This is a genomic window from Dethiosulfovibrio faecalis, assembly GCF_021568795.1.
In the GTDB taxonomy this organism is placed as follows: domain Bacteria; phylum Synergistota; class Synergistia; order Synergistales; family Dethiosulfovibrionaceae; genus Dethiosulfovibrio; species Dethiosulfovibrio faecalis.
The window spans coordinates 20401-38962 of the sequence record NZ_JAKGUE010000012.1 but is presented as its reverse complement, the minus strand read 5'-3'; the positions used below and the strand labels follow the sequence as shown (position 1 = coordinate 38962).

The following is an 18562-nucleotide window of genomic DNA, read 5'->3' as shown; positions in this document are numbered from 1 at the left end:
TATGACCATACTTCTGGAAAAGGTCGGCAAGATCTTTGAGGCCGACGGATCGTCTCTGAAGGCTCTGGACGGGGTGGATCTTCAAATCCCCAGGGGCTCCATATTCGGGATAATAGGCCAGAGCGGAGCGGGAAAGAGTACCCTGGTTCGCTGCATAAACCTGCTGGAATGCCCTACGTCAGGCAGGGTGACGGTGGGAGGCGTGGAGTTGACCTCCCTGGGGGAAAGGGATCTTCGGGAGGCGAGAAAGAAGATAGGCATGATCTTTCAGTCCTTCAACCTCCTGTCTAACCGAACTATATTCGGTAACGTGGCTCTGCCTTTGGAGTTGGACGGATGGAGCAAGGGCGACATAGAGGTCAGAGTGGAGGAGCTGTTGGATCTGGTCGGACTGGCGGAGAAGAGGGATCAGTATCCCTCTCAGCTATCGGGAGGGCAGAAACAGAGGGTCGGTATCGCCAGGGCCCTGGCCAACCGCCCCGATGTGCTTCTGTCCGACGAGGCTACATCTGCCCTGGATCCCATGATGACCAAGTCGGTGCTCGCCTTGCTCAGGAAGATCAACGAAAAGCTCGGTCTTACCATAGTCCTCATCACCCACGAGATGAACGTGGTGAAGGAGGTCTGCTCCCACGTGGCGGTCATAGAGGGAGGACGGATCGTGGAGAGGGGAACGGTTCTCGATGTCTTCACCTCTCCGAAGAAAGGTGCCACCAAGGAGATGTTACGAGAGGTCGTGGGGGTGGAGCTTCCGGAGAGTTTCGCCGGATTGGACTTCCTGGAGGACGATTCCGTGGGGGGAGAACCGGTCGTACAGCTTCAGTTCTTCGGCTCATCCGCGGCGGAGCCGGTCATCTCCGGAATGCTCCGTCGTTTCGACGTGGACGTAAACATCTTGGTCGCCAGGATAGACCATATACAGTCGGTTCCCTACGGAACCCTGGTACTTCATCTATCGGGGGAGGAACGGGAGAGAGACGCCGCTCTGGGCTATCTTAACGCCCTGGATCTCAAAGTGGAGGTGATCGGCCATGTGGACTCAGCTGTCGCGAGTGCTGTTTAGTTCTTTCCTCGAGACACTTTACATGGTGGGAATGTCCTCGGCCATTTCCTTTATCTGCGGAATACCCTTAGGTGTGTTCCTCCACGTAACGGCCAAAGGGGAGATACTGGAGCGACCAAAGGTCAACGGGCTTCTTTCGGCGGTGGTGAATGCCGCCAGGTCCACTCCGTTCATCATATTGATGGTGCTTCTTATACCGGTCACCAGGATGATCGTGGGTACATCCATAGGCATAAACGCCGCCGTAGTCCCCCTGGCGGTGGCGGCTATCCCCTTCGTGGGGCGGATAGTGGAGGGTGCGTTGAAAGAGGTCGATAGAGGAGTGGTGGAGGCTGCCCAGTCCATGGGAGCCACTCCCCGTCAGATAATAGGCAAGGTGCTTATCCCCGAGGCTCTGCCAGCCATCGTATCTGGACTCACCCTGGCGGTTATAAACCTGATCGGTTATTCGGCTATGGCTGGTGCGGTAGGAGGGGGAGGTCTGGGAGACCTGGCGATACGCTATGGATATCAGAGGTTTCGGATGGATATAATGTTCGCCACGGTGGTTATACTGATAGCCATGGTCCAGATATGTCAGGCCTTGGGCGATCGTATGGCCGGAAAGGCCAGAAAGTCTTGAATTAAAACGCCTCCAGGTGGATAATAACACGGTGAAAGTTCGTCCATTCTAAGAAAGGGAGAGGATTTTATGGCTAAACTTCCGAAGAACGTTTGCGAGGCCTGGGACGACAGGGACGGAGCAATAGTCCTGTCTACCGTGGATGGAGAGGGAGTACCTAACTCCATCTATGCCACCTGCGTGAGCCGCTTCGACGACGAGACACTGGTCGTCGCGGATAATTATTTCGACAAGACCAGAAAGAATATCTCCAAAGGCGGAAAGGGATCTCTGCTTTTCATAACCAAAGCGGGCAAGTCCTTTCAGGTCAAGGGCAAGATCGAGTATCACGACAACGGTCCGATCTTCGACGATATGAAGACCTGGAATCCCGAAAAACATCCGGGACACGCCGCAGCGGCCTTGAAGGTGGAGGAAGTCTACTCGGGGGCGGAGAAGCTCCTTTAGGGAATCTCTAACGCGAGTTTTTAGAGGTGTTCTGTAGTAAAAGCGATCGGCCCGGGCCGATCGCTTTTACTCATTTCGTGAGCTTGAACAGGACGGGAATCCTGACCTTGGCGGAGAGGTCGGAGGAAAAACGCCATCCCTTCAGGGCTTTAAGAGCGGCCTTGTCCAGCCTTGGAGATCCGGAGCTTTTCTCTATCCTGGTCTCGATCACCCTGCCTTTTTTTACCGAAAGCAAGACCGTGACGGTTCCCTGTTCCTTTCTCTTCCTGGATATGAGGGGGTATTCCGGTATCTCCCTGTGTTTTACGGTCACGTCATGTTCCGACAGTATCTCCCCTCTAGATGAAGCGGCCGGTTTTTTAGCTTCTCCATCTCCTTCGTGGGGTCCTTCTTTCTGAGACGTCCCTTCTTTCTGACCTTTGCCAGGAGGAGCTTGCCCCGCGGCTTTTGTAGTTTCCCCGCCCTCTTTTTGAGGAGGTAGGGAGACTTTCTTCTCGGGGCCGTCTTTTTTTTCCGCTACCTTCGGTTTTTCGGTCGTTTCCCTTCGTGGTTTGGCTGCAGGTGTTTTTTGTACGACCGGTTTCGTTTTCTCGACGGTTTTTTGAGGCTTTTCTGGAGCCTCTGTCTTTAAGTCTTTTTTTGTGGAGGGTTTTTCTTCCATTTTCTTGGATGTGCTTGGTTTTAACGGGGCAGCTTCTTCCGCCTTGGGTATTTCCGTAGGAGTCTCAGCCATGGCTCTTCCGCCGTCTTGTCCCATGGACGACTCGGTTTCCGACCGTGCCCTGACCAATTTAACCGATATGGTTCCTATGGAGTCGCTTTCCTTCGGGGTCCACGGTAGAAGAAATAGCAGCCCTGCATGGAGGATCAGACTAGCCGCGATAGTGACGATCCATCTTTTCACGGCTCGGTTCCCTTGAGACCGAGCCCTATGGTGGTTATGCCGTTTTCCCTCATCCTGTCGAGGAGGGTCGCCACGTCTCCGTAGGGTATCGAACGGTCGGCGGTGAGTATCAGGGACCTCCCGGCGGCGATCGCTTCTTTGGCTATTACGATCAGCTCGTCTTTTTCGACGGGACTGTCGTCCCAGTAGATGGTTCCGTCGTGAGAGATGGTGACGGTTATCCCTTTTTCCTCCGGCGGGTTCCCCCTCCCGTCCGGGAGGTCCACCGGTATCTGTCCCTGCACGAAGGACGCTGTCAAAACGAAAAATATGATGAGAATGAAGAGGACGTCTATAAGAGGGGTTAGCTCCACGTCCGCCTGAGGACGGCGTCTCACGGTCTCATCATCTTTTCCCTGAGGATAAAGTCCGCCCCTCTGGAGAGGGTTTCCTCGATATCGTCAACCTTGGAGCTAAGGAGCGAGTGGAATAGAACCGCCGGAACGGCCACAGCCAGCCCGGCCACCGTGGTCAGCAGGGCCTTCCATATTCCACCGGCCAGGGCCACCATAGGGGCCTGATCTGTCTCGGGGAGGGATTGAAAGATATCCACCATGCCTAGGACTGTCCCCAGGAGCCCGAGTAGGGGAGCAATCCTGGCGACGGCGGAGAGGATGGACAGCCCCTTGCTCCATCTGAAGACCTCTCTCCTTATCTGGCCGTCCAGCAGCATCTTGAGCGAGTCTCCGTCGGTCTTCCAATGGTTGACACCGGCCAGGAAAAGCCGTCTCAGAGAGGTGTCCTTTTCCCGGAGAAGCGATGTGGCTCCCTCCGCATCTCCCTCGTAAAGTCGCTCGCAGAGGGCCTGTTCGACCTTTTCCGGATTCTCCCAGGACTTTATGAAAAAGAAGGTTCTTTCCAATACCACGGCTAAGCCTATCACCGAAAGTCCGGCTATGCACCAGACCACCGGTCCGCCTAGATTCAGAAAGCTCAGGATCGATTCAGCCATCGTGCCACCTCCACCGCTCCGTAGGTTATTACAATGTCCGCTCCGGACCGCCTAAGCGCCATGTGGGCCTCCAGCATGGATTTCCTCCAGTCCAGCGCCCCTGCCTCGGCGGCATGTCGCAGCATCATGTATTCTCCACTGACCATATAGGCAGCCATGGGGAGCAGAGAGTTTTTTCTTATCTCGGATATCACGTCCATGTAGAGCAGAGAGGGCTTTACCATCAGTATATCCGCCCCTTCCTCCTCGTCCTGAAGGGCCTCTCTGATGGCCTCTCTGCCGTTTGCGGGATCCATCTGATAGCTGGAGCGGTCGCCTTTGCCGGGAGCGCTGTGTGCAGCCTCCCTGAAGGGGCCGTAAAAGGCGGAGTGGAACTTGGCCGAGTATCCCATTATGGATGTTTCTGTGAAACCAGTTTCGTCCAGGGCGTTTCTGATGGCTCCTACCTGCCCGTCCATCATGGCCGACGGGGCTACCATATGAGCTCCGTTTCTGGCGTGACTGACGGCGGTCTCGGCCAGCCTGCGGAGGGTGGCGTCGTTGTCCACCGATCCATCTTCCCTCAATATGCCGCAGTGGCCGTGGTCGGTGTACTGGCAGAGACATACGTCCGTTGCGACGAGGATGGAGTCTCCGTATCGTTTCTTCATGTCTGAGACGGCCCTCTGGACCGGAGCCTTCCCGTCGCTGGCTGAGGTCCCCCTGGGGTCCTTTTCTTCCGGTACCCCGAAGAGAAGGAACCTCTTTATGCCCGCCTCCATAGCTGGTTCCACCACCTCGCAGAGCCTGTCGACGCTGATATGGTCGACGCCGTGGAGAGACGATATGGAGGTCTTTACCCCCTTCCCCTCGACGACGAAGAGTGGAAGCATCATGTGTTCAGGTCTCAGGATGGTCTCGCGGACGGAGTCGGCAAGCGCCCCGTTGCCTCTCAGTCTTCTTAGCCTGTTGTGGGGGTAGCCGCATCTGATCTCCTTCAATTTACAGTCCTCTTTTCTTCATCTCGGCGAAGACCTCTTCCGCCGCTTTTACCGTGGAAGTCACGTCCTCTTCCGTGTGGGAGGAGGATACCATTATGGTCTCGTAGGCGGAGGGGGCGAAGGAATGCCCTCTGCTCAGCATTCCCGAGAAGAACGCCGGGTAAAGGTCCACCCTTTCGGACTTGACTTCATCCAGGTTTTTAGGCACGTTCTCGGAGAAGAACATGCCCACCAGCCCTCCCAATCTGGTGGTGCTCATTGGGAAACCCCATTTTCTTCCGCCGTCCCTAAGTCCCATCTCGAGAGATTCCGCCGCTTTTTCAAGCGCCTCGTAGGTTCCCTCCCTGGACAATTCCTCCAGCGTCGCCAAGCCTGCCGCCATGGCCAGCGGGTTGCCGGACAGGGTTCCCGCCTGGTAGATGTCTCCCACAGGGGAGAGGCGATCCATTATGTCGGACCTGCCTCCGAAGGCTCCCACCGGAAGTCCTCCTCCTATCACCTTTCCGAGACATGTGAGGTCAGGGACGACTTTCTCGACCTGTTGGGCCCCCCCCATGGAGTTGCGGAATCCGGTTATGACCTCGTCGAATATCAGAAGGGATCCGTGTGTCTCTGTGAGCTTCCTTAAGCCGTCGAGGAAACCGGGAGCAGGGGGGACCAGTCCCATGTTGCCCGCCCATGGTTCCACTATTACGGCGGCTATGGTGGATCCCTCCGACTCGAACAGTGCCTTCGCCTTGTCCAGGTCGTTGAAGGGAAGCACCAACGTGTCTTTTGCGGTTCCCTCGGTTATCCCCGGACTGGTCGGAACGCCGAAGGTCAAGGCCCCGCTGCCTGTCGCCACCAGGAGAGAATCGCTGTGGCCGTGGTAGCACCCGTCGAATTTAACGATCCTGTCCCTGCCGGTGAATCCTCGGGCCAGTCTAAGGGCCGACATGGTAGCCTCTGTCCCGGAGCTTACGAAACGAACTTTCTCCATGGATGGGAACACCGATTTCACCGCCATCGCCAGCATTACCTCCTGTACGCAGGGGGCTCCGAAAGAGGTGGATTTTTCAGCGGCGCTCTTTACCGCCTCTACTACAGAGGGGTGGGAGTGGCCGAGTATGAGAGGTCCCCAGCTGCATACGTAGTCGGTGTAGCGGTTCCCCTCCAGGTCATAGACCGACGATCCCTCGCCTCTGACCAGAAACAGAGGCTCCCCGCCGACGGCTTTCCAGGCCCTGACCGGGCTGTTGACCCCACCGACCAGGTGTTTGCAGGCGGTTTTGAACATCTCTTCGTTGGTCATCACAAGTCATTCCTTTCGTCTTTGCAGGGAGGTCAGGCATTCTATCAGTCCCTCTATGGAGGGATCGCCCATGACCTCCGGTTCCATGGATAGGGTCTCCCGGATTGCTTCGGCGCAGTGCGTTCCCCAGGCCACAGGGATTATCCCCTCCCTGGATCTTCCGAACCTGGCGGCCCAGGCCTCCACCATGGCGGCGCTTCCGAATACGACGCAGTCCAACCCCGATTCGTCCCAGCAAAGAGGGTAGATCTCCTCTCCCGGAAGCTCGGCTCTCTCCATCCTGTAGGCCGAGGATATGATCACCGTCGCTCCCACCTTGCGAGCCGCCTGGACCGGCAGATCGGAGGCCCTCTCGTTTCGGAAGAAGAGGATCGACTGGCCGTATGAGACGTGTTTTTCTACCGTGTCGGCCAGGCCCTCGGAGGTAGGGACCTCCGCTTCCAGGTCCGGATGAATCCCGATGTCGTAAAGGGCCTTGGAGGTCCCCGGTCCTATGGATATTATCCTGCCGCCTATCTTTCTGAGGTCCGTGACCTCCGGAAGCAGTGAAGCTCCTCGAGGGCTTGTGAGGACCAACCAGTCGGAGTTTCCGATAATTTCTTCGTCCCAGTTCTTTTCTAATTTTCTAAGATTCACCAGGGGGAGACTATAACAGTCCGCCCCGAGGTCTTCCAGAATCCTGGCCGTTTCCCAGGATTCCGGTGCGGGTCGCACCACGCCTATCTGGAGTCCCTTGAGCGGGCCTGAAACGGGGGTCAGTCCAAGAGCGGAAGATTCTCCTATCGCTATGACCGTTGGACTTCGTAGCCCTATGTTCCCCATGTCGTCCAATCGAAAATCGGTCCTCTCCTGGCGTCCCCATCCTCCCCAGCGGACGGCGGAGCAGCTTCTGTCGCCTGGTTCCCCCTCTTTCATAAGCTTTTCGGCTATACTGTCCGCCCTGGAGGCTCCCATGTATATGGCCCTGGTCCCTCCGACCTCGGCCATCCTTTGCCATAGACGGTCGTCCTCTTCCGAAAGGTCCTTCCCTCTGTGTCCGGTGACCAAGGTCGCGGTCTCCGCCATCCCCCTGTGGGTCAAGGGAACGCCCGCAGCCCCCAGGCCGGATACGGCGGCTGTGACCCCCGGGACGTAGCTCCAGGGGATGCCCTCTTTCTGGAGGGCCAATGCCTCCTCTCCGCCTCTCCCGAAGACGAAGGGGTCTCCGCCCTTGAGCCTTACGACCCTGTCCGAGATTCGTCCCAGCTCTACCAGCAGACGACAGATATCGTCCTGGGACGTCGAGTGACTGTCCTTTCTCTTCCCTACGTAGTGGAAGCGACACGTCTTTGGGGCAAGCTGGAGCAGGTCGGGATGTATCAGCCTGTCGTATACCAGGTGTTCCGCCAGGCAGATCCTCCCCCTGGCCTCTTCCGTGATCCATCTGGGACCGCCGCATCCTGCTCCGGTCAGGTAGACGGTCATGGCTTTTCCTCCAACATGGAAATGGCTTCGGCGGAGGCCTTTATGGATAGGGCCACGTCTCTGCCCAGATCTCGGGCGTCGTCGTCGGAGCGCACGGCCAGCGAGCCTTCGAACTCGATGTGTCTTCCGTCGTAAGAGAGGGTCTGAGCCCTCAATCTCAATTCGCCGTCGACCCATTCGGAGAGAGCGGCGAAAGGAACGTGACAGCCTACCTGCAGGGTTTTCAGTAGCTCCCTCTCCGCAAGGGCCATCAGCCAGGTCGGACGATGGTTTATCGCCCGGAACTCCTCGGCCAGTCTCGAACCGCTTCGCGCCTCGACGGCGATTATACCTTGGCACGGGGCGGGGAGAAACGGGAGGGTAGTCGTCCCCTCCGGCGATATCCCGAGTCTGTCGAGCCCCGCCTTGGCCAGGACGATGGCGTCCGCGTCTCCCGCCTGGAGTTTGGCCAGCCTGGTGTTGACGTTGCCCCTTATGAGGGTGTAGTCGAGGTCCGGTCTGGTGATCGCAAGCTGCGCTTTTCTCCTTAGACTGGAGGTCCCTACCACGGCCCCTGCCGGGAGTCCCTCAAGCCCCCCTTTATGGTTGGAGACGATTGCGTCCGAGGTAGATGCCCTGGGAAGTACCGCCACCAGTTCCAGTCCGTCGGGCAGAACGGAGGGAACGTCCTTGAGGCTGTGAACCGCTCCGTCTCCCTTGCCCTCCAAGATCGCTTCCTCCAGACATTTGACGAACGCTCCGTTTCCTCCGAAGGCGGATAGATGACAGTCCTGTTTTTCGTCGCCGCAGGTCGACATGGTCTTTATCTCCACCGGCAGTCCCGTTTTAGCCAGGGCTCTGGCGGCCTCCATGGTTTGAGCTCTGGCGAGGGCGCTCTTGCGGCTGAAAAGTATAGGTCTCTCCCTGTCGGACTCCATCCAACTCTGTATGTTCATCCGCAGGTCCGCCGATGCCGACGGCGACTTGCCGAAGCTGCCTACTCCTACGAGATTGGTCTCGGTACGGAACTGAGCCGCCAGAGACCAGTCTCCCAGTTCGCCAGCGCCGCAGCAGTCGACCAGACATCGCGCCTTCGATGCCATGGGAAGGATCTTTTCCGTGTCCTCCCTGGCAAGGGCGATCACCGCCAGCCTATGGGATAGAAAATCATCCGCCGTTACCTCCCGGGCGTGCCACTTTATCAGCCCCTTGGAGGCCAGGCTCTGAAGCCCGGACGTCGCGGTCGGGGATATCAATGTGACAGGAAAGTCGGCGCTCAGTATGGTTCTTACCTTTCTCTCACCGACGCAGCCGCCTCCTACCACCAGGATCGGTCCCACTCCGGAGTCCAACGATACCATCAGTGAAAATCTGCGGTTCACGATCTTTCCTCCTCCGAGAGAGCTCTCCATATCCTGGACGAATGAGGGCCGTTCATCTCCAGGACCGGGGATAATATGCCCTTAGCGACGCTCCAGGCCATCTGTCTTAGAACTTCCTCGGAGACGCCGATTTTTTGAGCGGTTCGAGCCGCCCTTTCATCGACTATATGGCCCACCCTCATCATGGCAAGCCGACGGTAGGTATCGGTCCTGACGGTTATCAGATCCGCCCACAGAGCCTGAGCGGCCTCCTCCGTCTCCTCCTCCAGTTTGCCGAGATGTCGACGGTAGTCGTCCAGAATCTCCAGGGTCCGGTCTCTGAGTTCGTCCACCGAGATCCTCTTGAGTTCCGGAACCTTTACCTGAGGAATCGCTCCCATGTCGATTATCCAGGGACGATTTTCCCCCTCTATCTCGGAGAGCAGCGGTTCTGGGGAGGACGTAGCGAATATCAACACGTCCGAGGTCTCGGTCAGATCCTTCCATCTCTCCCAGGATAGCCAGTCGGCTCCGGTCTCCTCCGCCAGGGATCTTCCGGTTTTTTCTGTTCTGTTCGATACGGAGAAGGGAAGTCCCATCGCCTTTAGCACCTTCGCCGTCTCGGTTCCCATGTCGCCGGCTCCTATCAGGGCTATCCTGGGGGAGGGCCAGGCCGGATGGTCCTTGATGGCTTGGGCCATAAGCCAGGGTATGGACGGAGCCCTTCCGGGATGATACTCGGTTCGGAGTATCCCGGCCAGGTTGAAGGATCTCTGAAATAGCCTGTTCAGTATCCTCCCGCAAAGGGGAGAATATCTATCGTATTCCTTCTTGACCTGGGATACCACGAAAGACTCCCCGCATGCCATGCTCTCCAATCCGAGAAGGACCCTCAGGAGATGTTCCACCACGTCTTTACCCGTCAATATATCGGCGCAGGAGGGAATTGAGTCCGAAGGGATCTCACTGCCTTCCGGGATAACCCCGTAGAGTTCGGTTCTGTTGCAGGTGTGGATGGGGAGCAGCTCCGAGATCGGCCCTCCGTCCAACATTAAGCGCAGGGTCTTTTCGTCCTCCCAGAGTCCCGCTCTGTCGGCCAATTTGCTGTTTTCGTAGTTGACGGAGAGACAGATGAGCCTCATAAAGAGGTCGCCTCGGATCCCTTTCGTCTCAGCAGAAGGATCGATAGGTAGTTTTCGCATGGGGACAGGGCGTCCTGTCCTATCGATATCTCCTCTTCAGGAAGCCCTGCCTTGACTATCCGGACCATCTCGTCCCATGGTCCGGTGGATTCCACCAGCCGGCGAAGTCCCTCTCCCAGCGCCGAAGGTTTGTAGATGGCGGCGCAGTCGGTATGTCTGAGGTTTTCCTGGAGATCGGAGAAGGAAGCCGTTCCGGGAAGTATCGACAGCCTTTCCTCTCCCATGGCGAGAAAACGACCTGCTCTGGAAGCCGCCAGACCGTGGGCGGATATTCCCGGTATAAGCTTAAGTTTCATGTCGGGGTCCAGCTTCTTCCACTGTCCGTACAGCCAAGCCACGGTCGCGTAGAGGGTCGAATCGCCTATTACCGGAAGGACCACGGTCTCGGCTTTTTCCCACAATGGCCTTATCTCCTCGAGTTGGGTCAGTATGGTCTCGTCTCTCTCGTCCTCTCGCCCCTTCATAGGGAAGACCAACGAAACCCAGTCGCGGTCCACGTGTTCCTTCACTATTCCGCCGGCTACGCTGTTTCCTCCCTCTTTCGATAGAGGAAGGAGGGCCAGGTCCGCCTTTTCTATCGCCTTTATAGCTCCCAAGGTCACGAGATCGGGATCCCCCGGTCCGACTCCTATCCCAATAAGGGTTCTTGTCATGTCCTTTTCTTCCTTTCAGAGTGGTATCCTCTCGTGTCCACCAGATAGCCCTTCCTGGCGACGGTAGCCTCGCCGGGAAGAAGAAGCAGCGTTCTCATGTCTATATCGGAGGACGTCAGCTCGGATAGGTCCATCACTTTTACGGACTCTCCGGGCCGTCCTACATCCCTCATGAGCCATACGGTTTGCCCTGTTCTGGTCGAGTAGGCTTTCTTTACTCCCTCGAGTTTTACGTCCAGATCCCTTCTGACAGGGTTGTACAGGGCAACGGTGAGCCCCGTGGATGCCGCTCCCGACAGGGCTCTTTCTATAGACTCCCAGGGCTGTAGATAGTCGGACAAAGAGAGCATTATAAGTCCGTTGGAGTAGGGGGCTCCTGCGGAGGCTCCGGCGAGCTGGGCGGCGGACAGCCCCGGTATAACCTCGACCGGCAGTTCCTCCGCCATGTTTCTGGCCAACCCTGCCATGCCGAAAAGAATGGGATCCCCTCCCGATACGAGGGATACCCGAAGTCCCTTCCTGGCCAGGGCCATGGCCGATGCCACTCTGGTCTCCTCCTCTCCCATTCCGTATCTCTCCACTTTCTTTCCCTTCAGCCATTCCTCCGGTAGCTGGTCGACGTAGAGCCGGTAGCCTACCACGGCGTCCGAGTCGTCTATCGCTTCCTTAGCCTGAAACGTCATGTACTTTCGATCCCCCGGGCCGGTACCCACGACATAGAGTCTTCCCTTGATCTTGGCCGGACGGTGCCCCAGTGCCACGGTGGTCCCCCGCTCGGCCGATCTCGGGCCTATAAGCCTTCCCGCCGAGGCGGCGCAGGGTTCCGCGACTCCGGGCAGGTCGAAATGGGTCGTGGCGGCGGAGGCGGAGAAATTCCCCTCGATCGATCTTATCTCCTCGTCCTCCAGCTTGGTCAAAGGTACTCCTAGCTCTTCCGCCAAAGAGAGGAGCCCCTTTTCACTCGATTTGACCGTCGAGGTCCTTATCTCGCCTAAGGAATCGATGGAATATCCCTGTTCGGAGAGGTGACGCAGCAGAGCCTCCTTCAGGATCTCTCTGTTCACTCCCTTTCTGCACCCCATACCGGCCACCAGCGACGGGGGTATCAGCTGTACCTGGTGGGATCCGAGGGAAAGAGCTCGGGGCGACACCAGTACGTCCGCCTCGTCGGGCTTTTCGCAGGGGAGGTATCCCTCCGGGAACGGAGGAGTCTCCTCTCCTTCGTCGATCCAGAAAAGCAGTTCCCGCCCGTCCAGAAGGGCTCCGTTCGTCTGGACCAGGGCCTTTCTTCCTTTGAGTTTCCATCCCCATCGAGAGCAGAGCAGATCCGGAGCGGCGACGTTCTTCCTGTCCGTGGAGGTCGTGGATACGAGATGGGCCCCCAGATTTGACGCCAGGGTTCGGGACAGGTTCGCCCCGCCTCCAAGGTGGGCTCCGGTGAGGGGCAGGACCAGCTCCCCGTCTTCCGTGACCACTATCACCGCCGGATCCGTCTCTTTATCCCTGAGCAACGGGGCGGTAACCCTGACTGCCACTCCGGTGGACCCTATCATCACCACGGCGTCCGATCCATGCCAGATTTCGGACAGAGATGCTTTCAGTTCGTCTCTCCTGGGAGTTATCAGTTTACCGTTCAAAGCCTCGGCGCATCTTTTCCCTACCGATTTCCCCCTGGCAGAGATCGCGAAGACCGTTATGTTCAAAGGGAACCCTCCCTGAATCGGTGAGAGAAACCGCTGTCGTAGAGCAGACTGGAGGTTTCTCCTGGGTCTAGGCATTTACCTATAACTATGAGAGCCTGGTGGTCTATTCCCCTTTCTCTCATAGCCTCGGCAAGCCAGGAGAGGTCGGAGCGAAGGATGATCTCGTCGTCCCAGGAGGCTCGGTAGACGCAGGCGGCGGGGGTCTCGGGATCGAGCCCCCCCTCTATCAGTTCGTCGGTGGCTTCCTTCACCTGCCCGGCCGTGAGAAAGAGCACTATGGTCGAGCCGTGAGCCGCCAGTTTGTCCAGCGACTCTCTCTCTGGAACGGGGGTCCTTCCCCCTCGTCTGGTGCATATCAGGGTCTGGGTCTCTCCCGGAACGGTGTACTGGATGCCCAAAGCGGCAGCAGTCGCCTGCAGGCTGCTTACGCCAGGTACGAATCGAACCTCGATCCCTCGTTCCTCCAACAGCCTTTTCTGTTCCGCCACAGCTCCGTAAAGGCTGGGGTCTCCGGTATGGAGTCGAACCACCGAAGATCCGGTCTCGGCGGAGACGGCCATGGCGGACACCTGTTCCTCCAACGACATGGAGGCCGAGTCCATGATTGTGCAGTCGTCCCTGCAGATCTCCAGAATCTCCGGGTTCACCAGGCTGCCGGCGTACACGACCAGATCCGCGGTCTTTAGAAGCTCGCTTCCCCTTACCGTTATTAGGTCCGGAGCGCCAGGTCCGGCCCCGACGAAATTCACCGTCTTGGCATTCTCTATCATAAGCAGTTCCCCTTCCGATCTCCCCACACTATGAAGGTGGGATTCAAGGCTTTCAGCATCCATCCCGCCTTGGTCCTCCGTCCCTCCGAGGGGGCCAGTTGCCACATGGAGGGCTCTATCGACAGGGACTCCAGGGCCTTTAGGGCCTCGTCCGCCGTAGAGGGCATGTTGGCCGTGACGATTATTCTTCCGTTCTCCTTGAGTTTGGATAGACCGGCTCGGATTATGGATGTAAGCCGTCCTCCGTGTCCTCCTATCGTCAGGCCGTCCAAGGGGGGGAAGGAGGTAAGATCCTCCGGCGCTTTTCCACAGATCAAAGTCACCCTGTCCGTTAAACCCATTTTAGACAGGTTCCTGGACGCCAGATCGAGAGCCCTTTCCGACGGGTCCAGAGAGAAGACCTTTCCAGGTCCCACCTGTCTTGCCAGCTCCGCCGTTATGCCTCCGCTTCCGGTTCCCACCTCTCCCAGGACGGATCCGTGGAGGGGTTGTAATAGAGACGTTACGATCGCCCTTATCGGGGCTTTTGTCAGAGGTATCGATGGCTCTCTGATGAATGAGTCGTCCGTAAAAGGGCCTATCATGACAGGGGCTCCAGAAGGACCAGGGTCAAAGAGGGCCAGGAAGCTCGATCCTCTTCGGACAGATCGGATAGTTTTGTCGATTCGACCCTCTCGTCGTCGGTCCCCAGGTTCGACATAGTCCAGCACTTTCTATCCGATGCCCCTATTTTTAGAAGTTTCGAGGCCACCTCCATCGGGTTGTTGAGCCCTCCGGTCAGGATAGCTATCGGGCCGGTCTCTTTTTGCAGTTCGTTCAATGATTCCAGAGGTCTTCCGTGGACGCTCACGAAGGTCCCATCCTGCCAGGATATTCCCAGTCTGGAGAAGGCCAGGGAGACCGAGCTCAGTCCCGGTATGATCTCGTATTGATCTTCCGGAAGGGATGCCGCCAGGGAGCTGCCCAGACTGAAGAAACAGGGATCTCCGGAGACCAGGACGGCCATCCTCTCGTTTCGACCTCTCTTCAAGATGATTTCAAGCGCCTCCGACGGAGATCCCGACAGGGCCACCGTTTTCTTGTCCGCCATATCGGAGAACATCTCCAGAAGTCTTGGGGATCCCAGGAGGGTGTTGGAGCCCTCTATTACCTTTAGGGCTATAGGAAGGAGGTAATCCCTGGATCCAGGCCCCACCCCTACGATGTGAATTTTTTCCATGATTTCCCCTCCATGACGTCTTCAGGCCAGGTGGACAGGATCGTTCCCTCCAGGTCGGTTAGGGCAGTGGCTATCTCCATTTCTCCCTTGAGGAACTCCGTCAGCCGTTCCTGAGATCGTCTGGATATGTGGCTGAAGGTTTCCTCAAGACCCTCTCGTATTATTATGGGAACCGCCGCCTCGGCCAGTTTGAGGTCCAATATCTCTCGAATCACAGATTGAGACGCCCCAGAGGCTCCGGCCCATGCCGCCACGGTCTCCAGTCTTCCGTCTCCCGATCTGTAGTTGGTGTCGAATATACCTGCGGCCAGCTTGGTAAGCTTGCCGATATGCCCTACGATGAGGGTTTTCTCTATCCCCTCGGCGATACATCGTTCAAGCGTGTAGCCCACCTTGTCTCCGGTCTTGACGATCTTCTCCGCCGGGATATCGAATCTCTCTTTCAGGAGTTTTTCCCCGATATACCCGAGAGGGAGGAACAGGGGGCCCTTTTCGACCTCTTTGGCTGCCACCCTGACGTAGACATCGATGGACGCCTCCCAGGCTGCGGTCGACTTGGGTTCCACTATGCCGGTGGTGCCTATGACCGAGATCCCTCCCTCGATTCCCAGTCTGGGGTTCCATGTCTTTTTAGCCAGATCCTCTCCGTCCGGTATGGAAACCGTCACCTCCAGTCCCTTGCCGTCAGGTGTCAGAGCGGAGAGGTCCCTTAGGATCATCTTTCTGGGAGTGGGGTTTATGGCAGGCTCTCCAGGAGGAATAGGCAGCCCTTCCTTTGTGACCTTGCCTACGCCCTTGCCCCCTATGATCGTCACGCCTGGAAGGTCCGATATCCTCACGGTGCAGCAGAACCTGTGTCCGTCCGTAACGTCAGGGTCGTCTCCGGATCTCTTGATCACGCAGCAGGAAGCCCATCCTTCTCCTATTGTGGCGTCCTCCACCGGGACCTCAAACTCCATCCCGTTTGGCAGTTCCACCGCCACGGTGTCCGTCGTCTCTCCGGTTACGGCCATATAGGCGGCCGCCTTGGCCGCGGCTTGGACCGACGTGCCCGAGGTGAACCCTCGTCTGAGCCCTCCGACGGACCCCAGAGATTCGAATCGGGCCGTCATGGTCTGAGGGCCAGTTTTATAAGGGCGTTCACTATCGCGGCTGCGACGGGACTTCCTCCCTTGGGCCCAGGGGCGGTTATGGACGGATAATCGAGCTCTATCAGTTCCTGATGAGACTCGGCGGCTCCGACGAAACCTATGGGCATTCCGATTACCAGAGCAGGGCTGGCTTCCTTCGCCTTTATCCTGTCTATGATCTCGAAGAGGGCGGTAGGGGCGTTGCCTATGGCGACGATGGCTCCTTCCATGTGGGGAAGTGCCTTCCTCATGGCCATCTGAGACCTGGTGGCGTTCGCAGTGTCTCTGGCCATCTCGGCCACTTCGGGGTCGTTCAGGAAGGTCAGTACCCTGCCTCCCATGCTCTCCAAGCCGTCTTTTCTTATTCCGGCCCGGACCATCTCGACGTCGGTTATAACCGGCGCTCCCGACCGAAGGGCGGATAACCCCGATTCTATAGCCCCTTCGTGGATGTACAGGCTCATGCCGAAATCCACGTCGGCCGTGGCGTGGGCCACCCTGGTGACTATGGCCAGCTCCTCCTCCGTTCCGTGGAACGGACCCATCTTTTCCTGGAGTATCCTGAAGCTCTTTGCCTCTATGTCGGCGGGAGCCATGAATCTCTGAGTCATTTTTTTCCTCCTAAATCTAAAAAGGCAGACCCTTGAGGGTCTGCCTTTTATCGGTCCGAACCTCGCGGAGCTTTCTGCCTTCGTCTTCTTCTCGCGATCTGGCTCCCCCCCTGCGGAGGCAGGAGGATACAGTGGCGGGTCCGCGCCGGATTTTCACCGGACTTTCCGAAAAGAGACGTCTACGTGTCTGTCTGAAAATGATAGGGCTTCGGCCCGGTTTGTCAAATGTCCTATGCCCTTTTTTCTTGCCATCTTAGAGCGGTTTCAAGAAAACTCTCCGGTATCGTCCTGTCGCTTCCGAAATGGATGTGGAGGTAGCTCGCCAGTACGTTGTTTTTTGCCAAGCCCTCCTCGGTGGTACTGTCTCCCTTGGAAAGCCTCAAGGCTATGGGAGCGTCGTCGGGCCCCTCGTAGGACGACCAGTGAAACACGTGACCGAGGATCCTTTTGCCCTTTGGTCCCAGCAATGTGTCAGTCAGGGTCTCTCCTTCGCAGTATCCCAGGGCCCTGAGCCTCTTGCCCATGGACATTCGGCCTGGAAAGACTCCCGCCATGGAGTGGACCTTACCCTCGGGGGTCTCTATGGCCTGCACCAGATACATCAGACCTCCGCACTCGGCGAGTATCGGCATTCCCTCCTCGGCCTTCTTTTTTACGTCCTCTCTCATGGACAGGTTCGTCTCCAGATCCGGTGCGAATAATTCCGGGAAGCCTCCTCCGATGTAGAGAGCCGATGCCTCTGGAGGTATCTTTTCGTCGTCTATCGGGCTGAAAGGCACTAGATTCGCCCCCATGTGAGTCAGTATGTCCAGGTTGTCCTGATAGTAGAAATGGAAGGCCTTGTCCATAGCCACAGCTATATCGATCCTCTTGGGAACTGAGGGGTAGGGGAACAGTTCGGATCGGTGGGATGGGAAGGGACGGGCTTTTCGGGCCAGAGACAGCAGGGCGTCTAAATCCACGTTATCCTCCACCAGCCCTGCCAGATGATCCAGATATGAGGGAAAATCCTCTCTCTCCCATGCTGGGACGAGTCCCAGATGTCTTTCCGGAAGAGCCAGGGCCTCGTCTCTGGGAAGATATCCCAGGACCTTCACTTCCGTAGTCGATTCTACCGCCTCTTTTACCATTTCGAAATGTCTCGGACTGCCTATCCTGTTGAAAATAACCCCCTTCACTGAGACATAGGGATCGAAGGACGCGAAACCTCGAACGACCGCGGCTGCGCTCCTGGCCATGGACCTGGCGTCCACCACCAGGACAACGGGAGTATCGCTTAATCTGGCCAGGCTTGCTGCGCTTCCCCTGTCGTCCACTCCCGTTGCTCCGTCGAAAAGTCCCATCACGCCCTCGACGATGGATATCTCCGATCCCTCCGATCCACGGTGGAAAAGCTCCAGCAAAGGGTCTTTCTCCAAAAGCATGGAGTCCAGGTTTCTGCACGGTCTTCCTGATGCTGCCGAGTGGAATCCCGGGTCGATATAATCCGGACCGGTTTTGAAGGTCTGAACCGAAACCCCCCTGGCCTTGAGGGCCGCGGCGATTCCCATGACAATCGTGGTCTTGCCTGTTCCGCTGTGAGTCCCGGCGATGACTATCCTCGGAGTGATCATTTCTCTATACCCTCTCTTGCCTGTACTCCCAAGCGATAATGGTGTTTGATCTCCACCATCTCGGTTACTACGTCGGCCCTGTCGATTATGGCCTGGGTCGCCCCTCTTCCCGTCATGACGAGTTCCACCGATTCCGGTTTCGACTCCATGAGGTCCAGCAGCTCCGACTCCTCTAGCAGGCCAGAAGACATCGCCACCAGTATCTCGTCGGCTACGACCAGATCGTAGCCGTCGTCGATCGCTTTTTTCAGTCGTGTCAGTCCCTCTTTCGCCGCCTCCCTGTCTCGCTCCGTCACGGGCGATCCGACCTTCCTCTCTATGCCGTAGGTCTCGGTGGCGACCTTGGACGAGATTTCTCGAAGGACTCTTATCTCGCCGGAGCGATCGCTCTTCAGAAATTGACCGACGTAGACCGAATATCCCGCCCCCAGGGCCCTTAGAGCCTGTCCTACGGCGGCGGTAGTCTTGCCCTTGCCGTCGCCGGTGTTGACCGATAGGTAACCTTTTTTCATGGTATATGGCTCCTTTCGCTTTTTCTCCTCCTCGTTTACACTTTCCT

The 18562-nt window shown here is 57.5% G+C and carries 20 protein-coding genes; 3 read left to right on the top strand and 17 right to left on the bottom strand.

From position 1 onward, the window contains the following. The first annotated feature begins 1 nt into the window (after position 1). From L2W58_RS09145 to L2W58_RS09135, 3 genes are all read left to right on the top strand, one after another. A complete protein-coding gene (locus L2W58_RS09145) occupies positions 2 to 1063 on the top strand; it encodes a methionine ABC transporter ATP-binding protein (RefSeq protein WP_236103037.1) in 1062 nt (353 codons plus the stop codon). Next, positions 1032 to 1685, top strand: coding sequence for a methionine ABC transporter permease (locus L2W58_RS09140; RefSeq protein WP_236103036.1), 654 nt, complete (start codon positions 1032 to 1034; stop codon positions 1683 to 1685). The genes L2W58_RS09145 and L2W58_RS09140 overlap by 32 nt, the downstream gene beginning before the upstream one ends. Before the next feature lie 69 nt (positions 1686 to 1754). Further along, positions 1755 to 2132, top strand: a complete 378-nt coding sequence (locus tag L2W58_RS09135; RefSeq protein WP_005661321.1) for a pyridoxamine 5'-phosphate oxidase family protein — start codon at positions 1755 to 1757, stop codon at positions 2130 to 2132. A 70-nt stretch (positions 2133 to 2202) separates the two neighbouring features. Here L2W58_RS09135 and L2W58_RS09130 read toward each other — a convergent pair whose 3' ends face one another. The 17 genes from L2W58_RS09130 to L2W58_RS09050 all read right to left on the bottom strand — a co-directional run bounded on the left by L2W58_RS09130 (position 2203) and on the right by L2W58_RS09050 (position 18515). Then, positions 2203 to 3036 (bottom strand): TonB family protein, encoded by an 834-nt coding sequence (locus L2W58_RS09130; protein WP_236103035.1) that lies wholly within the window; start codon positions 3034 to 3036, stop codon positions 2203 to 2205. Then, a complete protein-coding gene (locus L2W58_RS09125; protein WP_236103034.1) occupies positions 3033 to 3413 on the bottom strand; it encodes an ExbD/TolR family protein in 381 nt (126 codons plus the stop codon). The genes L2W58_RS09130 and L2W58_RS09125 overlap by 4 nt, the downstream gene beginning before the upstream one ends. Next, positions 3410 to 4027: a MotA/TolQ/ExbB proton channel family protein gene (locus tag L2W58_RS09120; RefSeq protein ID WP_236103033.1), complete on the bottom strand. Its 618-nt coding sequence runs from the start codon at positions 4025 to 4027 to the stop codon at positions 3410 to 3412. Before L2W58_RS09120 ends, L2W58_RS09125 begins: the two co-directional genes overlap by 4 nt. Further along, a complete protein-coding gene (gene hemB, locus L2W58_RS09115; RefSeq protein ID WP_236103032.1) occupies positions 4009 to 5007 on the bottom strand; it encodes a porphobilinogen synthase in 999 nt (332 codons plus the stop codon). The genes L2W58_RS09120 and hemB overlap by 19 nt, the downstream gene beginning before the upstream one ends. Before the next feature lies 1 nt (position 5008). Continuing rightward, a complete protein-coding gene (gene hemL / locus L2W58_RS09110; RefSeq protein WP_236103031.1) occupies positions 5009 to 6298 on the bottom strand; it encodes a glutamate-1-semialdehyde 2,1-aminomutase in 1290 nt (429 codons plus the stop codon). A gap of 6 nt (positions 6299 to 6304) precedes the next feature. Continuing rightward, complete coding sequence (gene cobA / locus L2W58_RS09105; protein ID WP_236103030.1) at positions 6305 to 7762, bottom strand: uroporphyrinogen-III C-methyltransferase; 1458 nt, start codon at positions 7760 to 7762, stop codon at positions 6305 to 6307. Next, positions 7759 to 9123 carry a hydroxymethylbilane synthase gene (gene hemC / locus L2W58_RS09100; RefSeq protein ID WP_236103029.1) on the bottom strand — a complete coding sequence of 455 codons (1365 nt, stop codon included), beginning with the start codon at positions 9121 to 9123 and terminating at the stop codon, positions 7759 to 7761. Before hemC ends, cobA begins: the two co-directional genes overlap by 4 nt. Beyond that, positions 9120 to 10244, bottom strand: coding sequence for an NAD(P)-binding domain-containing protein (locus L2W58_RS09095; protein WP_236103028.1), 1125 nt, complete (start codon positions 10242 to 10244; stop codon positions 9120 to 9122). Before L2W58_RS09095 ends, hemC begins: the two co-directional genes overlap by 4 nt. Further along, positions 10241 to 10957 (bottom strand): precorrin-2 C(20)-methyltransferase, encoded by a 717-nt coding sequence (locus L2W58_RS09090; RefSeq protein WP_236103027.1) that lies wholly within the window; start codon positions 10955 to 10957, stop codon positions 10241 to 10243. Before L2W58_RS09090 ends, L2W58_RS09095 begins: the two co-directional genes overlap by 4 nt. After that, positions 10954 to 12660 carry a cobalamin biosynthesis protein gene (locus L2W58_RS09085; protein WP_236103026.1) on the bottom strand — a complete coding sequence of 569 codons (1707 nt, stop codon included), beginning with the start codon at positions 12658 to 12660 and terminating at the stop codon, positions 10954 to 10956. The genes L2W58_RS09090 and L2W58_RS09085 overlap by 4 nt, the downstream gene beginning before the upstream one ends. Continuing rightward, positions 12657 to 13430 carry a precorrin-4 C(11)-methyltransferase gene (gene cobM / locus L2W58_RS09080; RefSeq protein ID WP_236103025.1) on the bottom strand — a complete coding sequence of 258 codons (774 nt, stop codon included), beginning with the start codon at positions 13428 to 13430 and terminating at the stop codon, positions 12657 to 12659. The genes L2W58_RS09085 and cobM overlap by 4 nt, the downstream gene beginning before the upstream one ends. Further along, a complete protein-coding gene (locus L2W58_RS09075; RefSeq protein ID WP_236103024.1) occupies positions 13427 to 14014 on the bottom strand; it encodes a bifunctional cobalt-precorrin-7 (C(5))-methyltransferase/cobalt-precorrin-6B (C(15))-methyltransferase in 588 nt (195 codons plus the stop codon). The genes cobM and L2W58_RS09075 overlap by 4 nt, the downstream gene beginning before the upstream one ends. Further along, positions 14011 to 14649 carry a precorrin-6y C5,15-methyltransferase (decarboxylating) subunit CbiE gene (gene cbiE / locus L2W58_RS09070; RefSeq protein WP_236103023.1) on the bottom strand — a complete coding sequence of 213 codons (639 nt, stop codon included), beginning with the start codon at positions 14647 to 14649 and terminating at the stop codon, positions 14011 to 14013. Before cbiE ends, L2W58_RS09075 begins: the two co-directional genes overlap by 4 nt. After that, the gene (gene cbiD / locus L2W58_RS09065; protein WP_236103022.1) at positions 14628 to 15761 is read right to left on the bottom strand and encodes a cobalt-precorrin-5B (C(1))-methyltransferase CbiD; all 1134 of its coding nucleotides are present in this window, start codon (positions 15759 to 15761) and stop codon (positions 14628 to 14630) included. Before cbiD ends, cbiE begins: the two co-directional genes overlap by 22 nt. Then, positions 15758 to 16390 (bottom strand): precorrin-8X methylmutase, encoded by a 633-nt coding sequence (locus L2W58_RS09060; protein WP_236103021.1) that lies wholly within the window; start codon positions 16388 to 16390, stop codon positions 15758 to 15760. The genes cbiD and L2W58_RS09060 overlap by 4 nt, the downstream gene beginning before the upstream one ends. A gap of 230 nt (positions 16391 to 16620) precedes the next feature. Further along, positions 16621 to 18003 (bottom strand): cobyrinic acid a,c-diamide synthase CobB, encoded by a 1383-nt coding sequence (locus L2W58_RS09055; protein WP_236103020.1) that lies wholly within the window; start codon positions 18001 to 18003, stop codon positions 16621 to 16623. Next, positions 18000 to 18515: a cob(I)yrinic acid a,c-diamide adenosyltransferase gene (locus L2W58_RS09050; protein ID WP_236103019.1), complete on the bottom strand. Its 516-nt coding sequence runs from the start codon at positions 18513 to 18515 to the stop codon at positions 18000 to 18002. The genes L2W58_RS09055 and L2W58_RS09050 overlap by 4 nt, the downstream gene beginning before the upstream one ends. Positions 18516 to 18562: the final 47 nt, after the last annotated feature.